The sequence below is a fragment of the Chryseobacterium sp. KLBC 52 genome, assembly GCF_003347605.1.
Classification (GTDB): domain Bacteria; phylum Bacteroidota; class Bacteroidia; order Flavobacteriales; family Weeksellaceae; genus Chryseobacterium.
Map to the genome: position 1 here is coordinate 152,440 of NZ_QDFZ01000004.1, position 11,591 is coordinate 164,030.

At 37.1% G+C, this 11,591-nt stretch carries 10 protein-coding genes and 1 riboswitch; all 10 genes read left to right on the top strand.

Annotated elements, in window-relative coordinates:
- The first annotated feature begins 8 nt into the window (after positions 1–8).
- Positions 9–1,976 (top strand): heavy metal translocating P-type ATPase, encoded by a 1,968-nt coding sequence (locus DDF69_RS05520; RefSeq protein WP_114819901.1) that lies wholly within the window; start codon positions 9–11, stop codon positions 1,974–1,976.
- A 437-nt stretch (positions 1,977–2,413) separates the two neighbouring features.
- Positions 2,414–5,020, top strand: a complete 2,607-nt coding sequence (locus DDF69_RS05525) for a T9SS-dependent M36 family metallopeptidase (RefSeq protein ID WP_114819902.1) — start codon at positions 2,414–2,416, stop codon at positions 5,018–5,020.
- 447 nt (positions 5,021–5,467) lie between these two features.
- On the top strand, positions 5,468–5,830 hold the full coding sequence (locus DDF69_RS05530) for a hypothetical protein (protein ID WP_114819903.1): 363 nt from the start codon (positions 5,468–5,470) through the stop codon (positions 5,828–5,830).
- Between the two features lie 208 nt (positions 5,831–6,038).
- Positions 6,039–6,314 carry a YHS domain-containing protein gene (locus DDF69_RS22165; protein ID WP_185144314.1) on the top strand — a complete coding sequence of 92 codons (276 nt, stop codon included), beginning with the start codon at positions 6,039–6,041 and terminating at the stop codon, positions 6,312–6,314.
- Positions 6,301–6,978 carry an SCO family protein gene (locus DDF69_RS05540; RefSeq protein ID WP_185144315.1) on the top strand — a complete coding sequence of 226 codons (678 nt, stop codon included), beginning with the start codon at positions 6,301–6,303 and terminating at the stop codon, positions 6,976–6,978. Before DDF69_RS22165 ends, DDF69_RS05540 begins: the two co-directional genes overlap by 14 nt.
- A 189-nt stretch (positions 6,979–7,167) precedes the next feature.
- On the top strand, positions 7,168–7,842 hold the full coding sequence (locus tag DDF69_RS05545; protein ID WP_114819904.1) for a superoxide dismutase: 675 nt from the start codon (positions 7,168–7,170) through the stop codon (positions 7,840–7,842).
- Between the two features lie 4 nt (positions 7,843–7,846).
- Complete coding sequence (locus DDF69_RS05550) at positions 7,847–8,215, top strand: hypothetical protein (RefSeq protein WP_228411929.1); 369 nt, start codon at positions 7,847–7,849, stop codon at positions 8,213–8,215.
- A gap of 173 nt (positions 8,216–8,388) precedes the next feature.
- Entirely contained in the window at positions 8,389–9,219 is an 831-nt protein-coding gene (locus tag DDF69_RS05555) for an MbnP family protein (RefSeq protein ID WP_114819906.1), read from the top strand.
- Positions 9,212–10,261 carry a cytochrome-c peroxidase gene (locus DDF69_RS05560; RefSeq protein WP_114819907.1) on the top strand — a complete coding sequence of 350 codons (1,050 nt, stop codon included), beginning with the start codon at positions 9,212–9,214 and terminating at the stop codon, positions 10,259–10,261. Before DDF69_RS05555 ends, DDF69_RS05560 begins: the two co-directional genes overlap by 8 nt.
- Positions 10,262–10,273: 12 nt before the next feature.
- Positions 10,274–11,221, top strand: a complete 948-nt coding sequence (locus DDF69_RS05565; protein WP_114819908.1) for a transporter — start codon at positions 10,274–10,276, stop codon at positions 11,219–11,221.
- Positions 11,222–11,311: 90 nt separating this feature from the next.
- Positions 11,312–11,497: riboswitch (cobalamin riboswitch) on the top strand.
- Positions 11,498–11,591: the final 94 nt, after the last annotated feature.

The window sequence follows — 11,591 nt, forward strand, 5'->3', positions numbered from 1 at the left end:
ATTCAGTTATGGAAAAATGCTGTAGTACAACCCCGGAAAAACCTGATACAAAAGGACACAAACATAACCATGCAGAAGGAGACGGACATGATCACTCTCACGACTCAGGAGATCAGACGGTCTTTCAGATGTTTCTGCCGGCCATTATATCCTTTATCATTTTATTGTTAGGAATTGCCTTTGACAACTATATAAAACCTGCTTGGTTTACAGGCTGGGTACGTTTGGTATGGTTCCTTGCCGCATATATTCCTGTGGGATTTCCTGTATTAAAAGATGCTTATAAAAGTATCATCAAAGGAGATGTGTTTTCAGAATTCTTTCTGATGAGTATCGCAACCATTGGTGCTTTTGCTATCGGAGAATATCCTGAGGGTGTAGCAGTAATGCTGTTTTATGCCGTAGGAGAAGTATTCCAGTCTATGGCGGTAACAAGAGCTAAGGGAAATATAAAAGCTTTATTGGATCAGCGTCCCGATGAGGTAACGATTATGGAAAATAATCAGCCCAAGACCATGAAGGCCAAAGAAGCTAAAATTGGAGATGTCATCCAGCTGAAACCCGGTGAAAAACTGGCCCTGGATGGGGAATTGCTTTCAGATTCCGCTTCATTCAATACCGCAGCTTTAACGGGAGAAAGTAAACCCGATACCAAAAATAAAGGCGAAGTGGTTCTGGCCGGAATGATCAATATGAACAGTATTGCTCTGGTAAAAGTAAATACGGCTTATGAAGACAGTAAACTGAGCAAAATCCTGGAACTGGTTCAGAATGCTACGGCTCAAAAAGCCCCTACTGAATTATTCATCAGAAAATTTGCTAAAGTATACACGCCCATCGTTGTATTTCTTGCCATAGGAATCTGTTTACTGCCTTACTTCTTTGTAAGCGATTATCAGTTCAGAGACTGGCTGTACAGAGCATTGATTTTCCTTGTGATTTCCTGCCCTTGTGCCCTTGTGATTTCAATTCCGTTAGGATATTTTGGAGGAATCGGTGCCGCTAGCCGAAACGGAATCTTGTTCAAAGGAAGTAACTTCCTGGACAGTATTGCAGAGATTCAAAATGTAGTGATGGATAAAACAGGAACCATGACAGAAGGGGTATTCAAGGTTCAGGAAGTAAGTATAAGTCCTGAATTTAATAAAGAAGAAATTCTTCAAATGGTTAATGTTCTCGAAAGTAAAAGTACCCATCCGGTGGCAACAGCAATTCACAATTATGTTGGAGAAATCAATCACAGCATTCCTTTAGAAAATGTAGAAGAAATTGCAGGTCACGGACTGAATGCCACGGTTAACGGAAAAGAACTTCTGGTTGGGAATTTTAAACTGATGGATAAGTTCAACATCAGTTATGATCTTAATCACGCCAATATTGTGTACACGGTGATTGCAGTCGCTTATGATAAAAAGTTTGCAGGCTATATCACCATTGCAGACAGTATAAAAGAAGATGCAAAGCAAACCGTAGACAACCTGCATAAAATGAATGTAAAAGCTACGATGTTAAGCGGTGATAAAAGTACTGTTGTTAAATATGTAGCAGATCAGCTGGGTATAGACAATGCATTCGGAGATCTGTTGCCTGAAGACAAAGTAAACAAGGTTAAAGAAATCAAAGCCAGAAACCAGACGGTAGCTTTCGTAGGAGACGGAGTGAATGATGCTCCGGTAGTTGCTTTAAGCGATGTAGGAATTGCAATGGGAGGTTTGGGAAGTGATGCGACTATTGAAACGGCAGATGTAGTAATTCAGGATGATAAACCGAGTAAAATCCCGATGGCCATCAATATTGGAAAGCAAACGAAAAAGATCGTTTGGCAGAATATCATCCTTGCCTTTGCCGTAAAAGCTGTTGTTCTCATCCTGGGAGCAGGTGGGCTGGCAACCATGTGGGAAGCTGTTTTTGCGGATGTAGGAGTAGCATTGCTGGCTATTTTAAATGCAGTGAGAATTCAGAGAATGAAATTTTAAGAAGCAAATAATAAACACAACTCAATTATATTCAATAAAAGCTCTGCTGAATTTCAGTAGGGCTTTTGTTTTTTTATATATTATGCTAATCATTCCGCAGATACTACAAATATGCAATATGTTATTTTTGTTAATCTAAGTAAAAGTGTGTTTAAATTAGAGTTTTTTCCCTATTGGCATGATCGTTCAGGAATTGGTAATTTCAATTAAAAGTCAATTGATAACACTTACTCATGTTTATAGGTTCTTATTTTCATACTTCATCCAATTTTACTCCAAAAAAATAATAGTTGAAAATTAATATATGTAAAATTTAATAATTTGCTAAATGGTATTTTGAGAATATTTTATTGTAAAACAAAATTTTTATTGAATTTTCAAACAAAATATATTTTTGATGATTATTATATTTAAATTGACGGGTAAAACAATCAAATATGAAAAATATTAAACTATCTGTTCTGGCTACCGCATTTGTAGCTTTTCCATCCTTACATTTATTTTCTCAGGATAATGAAAAACTAATCAGAGATTATATTTCACAAAATAAGATTAGAGAATATAAAAAAACAGATCTCACCAATTTTATTATTGATAATACAGATGTATCAAAATCATTAAATGGTGATTTGGTGAAGTTTCAGCAGGTTTATAATGGATTTCCGGTTTATAATTCTGTTGGGACAGCACTTATTCAAAATAATAAGATTGTTTATTACACAGATAATTTTGTGAAAAATTATACGCAGTCAACCTCTAATTTTGCAGGAATTAGTAAACCTATTATTCTTCAAAAAATAGCAGACGCAATTGGAAATCAGGAAATTCAAGCTTATCCTATTCTTGGTTTTTCAGATGCTGAACCCGAGAATGGTAATAATACAGCTAAACAAAGATTAGTATATGCAGAACATAATGGTGATTTAGTGCTGGCGTACGAATTCTCAATTAGGGAGCCAAAATCTTCCAATTTCTGGGATATTCTGGTTAATGCCCAAACTGGAGAAATTATAAGTAAGAAAAATTTGACTTTGTCCTGTAATTTCAATACAAATGCCTATCATCATGATATATCTCACCTTGGAAATTCAGAAGAAAATAGGAGTAGTGAAGTCCCGGATTTGAGAAATCAACAGCAGGTCTCTTCTTTTTTAGTTCCGGATAATGCTTCCTATAATATATTTCCGTTACCTACTGAAGCCCCTACATTTGGTTCAAGATCAATTGTTTCAAATCCTTGGATTTTAGCTTCTTCTCCGGAAGGATGGCATTCTGACGGCACCAATCACTACACTATTACCAGAGGTAATAATGTACATGCCTACGAAGATACCGCAAATGCAAATGCCCCGGGATTTTCTCCTGATGGTGGGGTTAACAGAAATTTTAATTTTCCTTATAGTACAAACGGAACTCCTGCAGCTAATCAAAGCGCTGCTATTACCAATTTATTCTATATGAATAATAAGGTGCATGACATATTTTACAAATTTGGTTTTACAGAATCTGCAAGAAATTTTCAACAAAATAATTTTGGCCTTGGAGGTGTTGGAAATGACTATGTAAAAGCTGAAGCTCAAGATGGAGGAGGAACAAATAATGCCAATTTCGCAACTCTTCCGGATGGGAACAGCGGAAGGATGCAGATGTACTTATGGTCAGCCCTTAACAGAATGTTTTTTTATAATGCACCCGATGTCGCTGTTCCACGACAACCGGCTGTTGCGACAGCACAGTTTGGCCCAGTCTTAAATGCAGCAGGAGTTACAGGAAATGTACAATTATCATCAGTTCTGGATGGATGCTCTGCTCTGCCAGCCGGCTCACTTACCGGGAAAATAGGATTATTAGAAAGAGGAACCTGTACTTTTGCGGTTAAAGTAAAAAATGCTCAAAATGCGGGCGCAATGGCAGCTATCATTTATAATACGCCAACATCTACTCCAACTAGCCAGATGGGGGGAACAGACGCTACTATTACAATTCCTTCTGTTTTAATTGATAATACTGAAGGAGAATATATTAAAAATTTGCTTTCTGCTTCAACGGTTGTAAATGTTACCTTAAAAAATGATCCTGAAACCGGAACAACCCCTGATGGAGATTTTGATAATGGCGTTATTACCCACGAATACGGACATGGAATTTCCACCAGACTGACGGGGGATGGATATTCCTGTTTAGACCCATCAGTCAATACAGAGCAAATGGGAGAAGGATGGTCTGACTTCTTTGCCATTATGCTAACCAATAAAGTGGGAGATAATGCTTCTGTGCCGAGAGGAATGGGAACATATGTAATAGGACAACCTATTACAGGTGCGGGAATAAGACCTGCAAAATATTCACCGGATTTTGCTATAAACGATTATACATATGGAAATACTAATGGAATGGAATCAAGTTCCAATGGTAGTCCTGATGTTCATTCCATAGGTTTTGTCTGGGCAACCATGTTATGGGATCTGCATTGGAAATATGTTGAAAAATATGGTTATTCTTCAGATGTAACAGCTAATATGACCAATGGCAGTTCAAGAGTACTGCAAATAGTTACGGATGCATTAAAGCTTCAGGCTTGTAATCCTACATTTATTGACGGAAGAAATGCTATTTTGGCAGCAGATTTAGCTGCTACAGGAGGTTTGGATAAATGTATGATCTGGAATACATTTGCTAAAAGAGGGCTGGGAGTTAATGCTTCTGCGGGCAGTAAAACTGATATTAATGATCAGGTTGAGGATTTTACGGTTCCTGCAGAATGTACACTTGCTGCAAACGATGTAAAGATTGCTAAAAATTCAATTTCAATTTATCCCAATCCTGCTAAAAATGAATTTTACATTAATTTCCCAAATAATATTTTAGGAAAAGTAAGTGTTGATATTTACGATATGTCTGGAAAATTAATTTTTTCGGAAGGAAAAATATCAACAAATGCTAAAAAATCAATTTCCACTGATCAATTAACAAATGGGGTGTATATGGTAAAAATAAAAGGGCTTGGAATTGATACGGTTTCCAAGCTTATCGTAGAAAAGTAAATGACTCACTCATCAATATTATCTCACTCCAGGTTTTTCCTGGAGTGATTTTTATTTTCTAAAAGTAATAAGAGATTGAATAGAAAAACGATTTTTTAGCAAAGATGTGTTAGCTTTGATCTTGGTTCAAAAATATAAAATTGGAGTACAGCTTTTTGAAAGATTGACACAAAACAGTGATGCTCATTATGTGGTGGTAAATAGTTGTGTTTAAAAAAAACTCTGCCAAAAATATCAGCAGAGTTTTTATTAACAAGATTAAATTGTATATAAAGAACTAAATTTTCAGATCTTAACCTACTCAAAGTTCGGGATAATATGATGATAGTAACAGCCACAGTTTTGTAAATTTTAAAGGTAACAGATAAAAACTTTCCAATGACATTCATCATAAATCATCCAGAAAACAGTTTTGAAGTAGTATATTTGTAACAGAGAACAAAATCGTTGAGGTTATTTATTTCCATATTCGTCATCTTTACCGTTGCATTACGTCCCGTTTTGCCATTGGTAAATTATGCGATGAACTATGATTATATTGTGAAAAACCTTTGTGAGAACAGAAATGTACCACAATCAACCTGTAAAGGAAAATGCTATGTGGAAAAAGAACTGGCCAAAACAGAAAAACAGTCCAATAGCTCCCAAACCATAAAGATTGCAAGCTTGGATGTTTTTATTGCTCATGATATCCTTTCCTTTTCCTCTCAACTGAACTCGGAATTGCTTACTGAAATTCCCGATTCAAGTTATTTTAATTCTCATTCTTCAGAATACTTTTCCAGGATATTCCATCCTCCATTGGCTTAATTTTTTTTAAACTAAATTGTTAGTTTAAAAAAACGAAGTTTGCAAAGGCTTTCATTACAAGCCATTAAAGATACATGCTGCAATAAAAATCAACTATTGTAACCAATAAGAGATCCATCGGTTCTTCTTGAGGAATGCTGTGCTTTTTCAGACTTGTTTATTGTATCATAACTTTATTTAACATTATTAATTTCAATTTAACATTAAAATGAAATCTCCTATTATTTTGACTGCCCTGTTGTCAATATCATTACTGTCGTGTGCCAAAGAAACTCCTCAGGTAAAGCATGCAAGCCATATGGACTCTTCGGGAAAGAAAATAGAAAATGTACAGGTAGTAAATGAAGAAGACCCTGTCTGCCACATGAAAACGGCAGGATCTATTAACGATACAGCCGTATATAAAAATAAAACGTATGGTTTTTGCAGTGTATCCTGCAAACATGAATTCAAAAAAAGCCCTGAGAAATATGCCCAAAAATAAAAAGAACAATAATAAAAGTAAAGTGATTATACCCATCGCTTTATTTGCATTGCTTTTCCTTGGAATAGGGGTAGGAATGGGGTATTTTAAAAAGAATCTTTATACCGTCATGAAAGTTCCTGATTTTGAACTTACAGATCAGAACAGTAAAAAAATCACCAATAAGGATATGTTGGGAAAGGTATATCTTGTGGAATTTTTCTTTAGCAAATGCCCTACTATATGCCCGGTGATGAATACTAATATGAAGGCGATTCAGAACCAGATTAATGATCCGGACTTCGGGATTATCTCTATCAGTATCGATCCGGAAAATGATACTCCGGAAGCCTTGAAAGAACATGCTCAAAGAATAGGGGCAAAATCTCCGAACTGGCATTTCCTGACCGGTGATCGTGCCTATATTGGAAATCTTGCTAATCAATTTAATATCTACGTAGGTGATAAAGAAGATGAAGGAGAAAGCCTGAACCACAGCGGAATGATTGCGCTGGTAGATCAGGAAGGAAATATCCGATGCAGATACAATAAAGAAAACATGCCTATTCTGTATTATTCAGGATTGAATTACGAAGATCCGGAAGGTAAAACACCCATGCTGACAGGAAAATATCACCCGGACAGAGAAATCCTGATCGAGGATATTAAGAAATTATTGAAATAGAGAGGAGGGGAGCTGGATGCTAGGATCTGGAAGTTATTCCGGACGGTGAAGCTCTAGCAGTTTTTTGAGATGGCTATAAAAGCAAATAGAAGTTGAAGAAGTTAGGTTATGACATCAGTAACTTCCAGCTTCCATCACCCATCCTCCCGCTTAATAAGAAAACATTGTTCAACCATAAACAAAGAAATTATGAAGATTTTGAAAATAGCTGCTCTAAGTGCAGTTTTCGCGGCTCAGTTTACACTGGCTCAGTTTAAGCAAACGCCTCTGCCATATGCTTATAATGCTCTGGAAGGAAATATTGATGCCCAAACGATGGAAATTCACTATTCAAAACATGGAGCGGCTTATGCCACCAATTTGAATAAGGCCATTGCAGGAACTCCACAGGAAAAAGAAACTTTGTTTCAGATTCTTTCCAATGCTTCAAAACTGCCTGCTGCTGTAAGAAATAACGCAGGAGGACATTACAACCACGAATTGTTCTGGACGGTTCTTACGCCTCAGAAAAACACGCAGCCTTCAGCAAAATTAGCAAAGGCCATCACTGAAACTTTCGGAAGCATGGATGCTTTTAAAGAAAAAATGAGCAAAGCAGGAGCAGACCGTTTTGGTTCCGGATGGGCCTGGCTTTCTGTAGGAAAAGATGGGAAATTGTTTGTTTCCTCTACTCCTAACCAGGACAATCCTTTAATGGATGTAGTAGAAGAAAAGGGAACTCCTATCTTCGGAATTGATGTATGGGAGCATGCTTATTATTTGAAATATCAGAATAAAAGAGCAGATTATCTTACCGCGATCTGGAATGTGACCAACTGGAAAGAAATCAGCAGAAGATATGACGAAGCGATAAGCAAGAAATAATCTGATGAAAATATTGTACAGCATACTTTTTACCTTCTATATGGTGCTAAGACCTTTAGTACCTATGGTAGAGTATGCTGTAAATTATGATTATATTGTTAAAGTTCTCTGTATTAATAAATCCAGGCCAGAGATTCACTGTAACGGAAAATGTTACCTGAGTAAAGAACTGTCCAAAACCTATGATTCTGAATCTTCACCTTTTCAGAAACTCAAAAACTCAGGACAGAAAGTTCTCGATACCTATATTCTGCCGGAGACTACAGAGATCAACACTACTGGAAAAATTTCGTTTTTCAATTTCAATTTTACCTACGAAACAGCTTATTCTTTTCTGTTTCTTACCCATATTTTCAAACCACCGGTTTTTTAAGTTAAACGATCACGATTCAAGTACAAAAGTCACAAAAGCATTGACAAATAAAAAGGCTTAAGTGTTCTTATTGTGCATAAAACTTACCACTTGATCAACTTAAGTGTAAAAACTTTTGTGTCTTTTGTGGTAAAAAAGCCATTCAAATTATAATTCAACTTAAAAAATCAACAATGAAAATTTATAAATTTTTATCACTATTCTTTATTGCCTTTACTTTATTCTCTTTTGTAGCCTGCGAAAGCAGCAGGGATGACGAAAATCCCCAGGATACTACCCCTGGGAAACTTCAGATCAAATTTGAAAACGGATTTAATAATGTAGGAGACATCGTTTTGAATCAGACGGTTCAGACCTCTTCCAACGGACAAAAGCATAACTTTTCTGCCTTAAAATATGTCATCAGTAATATTGCATTGATCGACGAAAACGGAAATGAGTTTAAATACAATGAAAACAACCCTGATAAAGGTGCTTTTATCGTAGATCAGGCAGATGCTGTAGCCGGAATTGTTTATCTTAATCTGGATGGCGTTCCGAAAAACAACTACAAAAAAATAAGATTCGGATTAGGTGTGAGTCAAAAAGCGTACTTGCTGGGACAGGACGGGCAGGCTGAATTCTGGACAAAAGCCAAGCAGAAGGGAATGTCATGGTCATGGGCAGCGGGTTATGTTTTTGTAAAACTGGAAGGGAAATACGGGAATGATACCCCTTCAAAAGAATTCATGAACCATACCGGCAATATGGGAAATGTTACTGCTAATCAGCAGCCTGATTTATACCGTGAAATCACATTGAATCTTCCGACAACGGCAAGGGTGACGGCAAAAATTCGTCCTTCTGTTCATATTCTGGCAGACCTGAACCAATTTTTGAGCGGAGATAAAGCGCTTACTCTTACTACAGCTAATGACATGCTGATGGGCTCCAACCAACACCTGGTGGATGTTACCAACAATCTCACAAAAATGTTTAAAGTAGACCACGTTCACAATGATTAATTTCTTTTTAAAAACATTATTGGTTCTGTTTGTATTGGTATTAAGCTGTATTTCCTGTTCTGATGAGGTGATACAGCCACTGGAAAAAGATGAAGCCTATAACCTGCAGCTTCCCTCTTATTTTCCGGAAATGACTTTTGATAAATCGATCAATCCGGTGACTAAAAACGGCGTGGAGCTGGGAAGAAAATTATTCTATGAAGGCAGACTTTCAAGAAATAATACCATTTCATGCGGTTTCTGTCATATTCAGGAAAATGCTTTTACCCATCATGGTCATACGGTGAGCCATGGTGTGGATGACAGAATAGGAATAAGAAATGCACCACCCCTCCAGAATATGGCTTTTTTGAAAAGATATATGTGGGACGGAGTGATTCATAATCTGAATGAACAACCCATCAGCCCGATTACCGACGTCAATGAAATGGATAGCTCCATACCGGAAGCTATTTCGAAAATAAAAGATGATCATAAGTATAAAAAACTGTTCAGAGAAGCTTATGGAGACGAAACCATTACCGGCGAAAGAATTTTAAAAGCATTATCACAGTTTATGGCTTCTTTAATTTCTGCAGATTCAAAATATGACAGATTCAGACAGGGAAAAGAACAGTTGACTTCGGCAGAATCTCAGGGAATGGCATTATTCAATCAGAAATGTGCTTCCTGTCATAGCGGAGAATTATTTACTGATGAGAGTTTCAGAAACACAGGAATGTATTATAATACGGAATTCAAAGATGCCGGGCGATACAGAGTTACTCTCAACCAGGTCGACTGGATGAAATTCCGTGTTCCCAGTTTAAGAAATGTGGAATATACCGCACCTTATATGCATGACGGAAGGTTTTACACCTTAGAGGCAGTACTTAACTTCTATTCAGATCAGGTGGAAGATAATGCCAATCTTGATCCTCAGCTTAAGCAGAACGGCCATGTGGGAATTGCCATGAGCAGTCAGGAAAAACAATCTATCATTGCGTTCCTGAAAACATTATCAGATAAAAGTTTTATATCCAATCCAAAATTTGCAGAATAATTTATAGAAGACATGAAGAAGATTATAGTGATACTAAGTTTGATCCTGTTGAATCAGTATCAGGCAAAAACCATCAGAGACAGTGCTTATGTTGCTCCCGAAACGCTTAACAGATTCGATTTTGATGATGATTGTGATGCCTGTGGCTGTGCAGCAGGAAACGGATCTTCCGGGTTTGAATCTTTACTGAACCCGCAGTTTATCGGAATCAAATACTTTGCCCAGCATTATAAAGCGAAAGAGAACTTATTTGTAAAAGACCTTACCCAGGATCAGTATTTCAATACGCTTCAGCTGTGGGGAAAAATTCCATTGACTAAAAAGCTGAGTGTGTATGCGAGCCTTCCATTCCATTTTCATGAAAAGAAAACCCTCCAGGGTGATATCAGAATCAATGGAATAGGAGATCTGAACCTGATGGGAATTTACCAGCTGATGAGCTCTAAAGATAATTTCCATCACCTTAGCGGAGGTTTGGGCGTGAAAATTCCACTTGGGAAGTTTGATGAAAAAGGAGCATCCGGAGTGAATCCGAGTTTTCAGCTGGGAACCGGAAGCTGGGATTATCAGGCAGCTTTGAATTATAAATTTCAGAAAAATAAAGTAGCCGTATTGGTCAATACAGACTATACGATCAAAACAGAGAATAAAAAAAATTACCGTTTTGGAAACCAATGGAACTATGCTGCAACGGGTTTTTATCAGGTTGCAGGAAATGAGAAATCTATTTTTTCTGTAAAAACGGGAGTTCAGGGTGAAGTCTACGCTCAGAACAAACAATTTGATGAAGCCCTGCCCAATACTGCAGGAAGTGCTTTGTATGGAAAGCTGGGATTTGAAGCCTCTTATAAAAAGCTGAGCCTGGGAAGTGAAATCATGCTTCCCATGTACACTCATCTGGCGGGAGGAGATATTGAAGCTAAATCGAGATTCAGTGTTTTCCTGAATATTGGAATTTAAAGTGGCACCCCAATAAATGATGTTAAAGCTCCTTCGGGAGCTTTAATTGTTTATGAATCATGATTTTAATTGGGGATTAGGAATAATTATCTATCTTTGCCGAAATTTGGTGAGCCCTAAAAAGCTCTTAAAAGGGAATCCGGTGAAAATCCGGAACAGACCCGCTGCTGTAAGCTCCGAACCAAAGTTTTTGAAAAATATATCCACTGTTTTTTAATGGGAAGGATTTCAAAAATGGAGTAAGTCAGAAGACCTGCCAGAAAATAATCGTTTGACGCTTTCGTGGAATAAAGCTTAGGACATCAATGATTCTGTGCAGTGACAGCTGTGCTTTGTCGTTGTATTCTTATACCCCATTAGCGTCTTCATT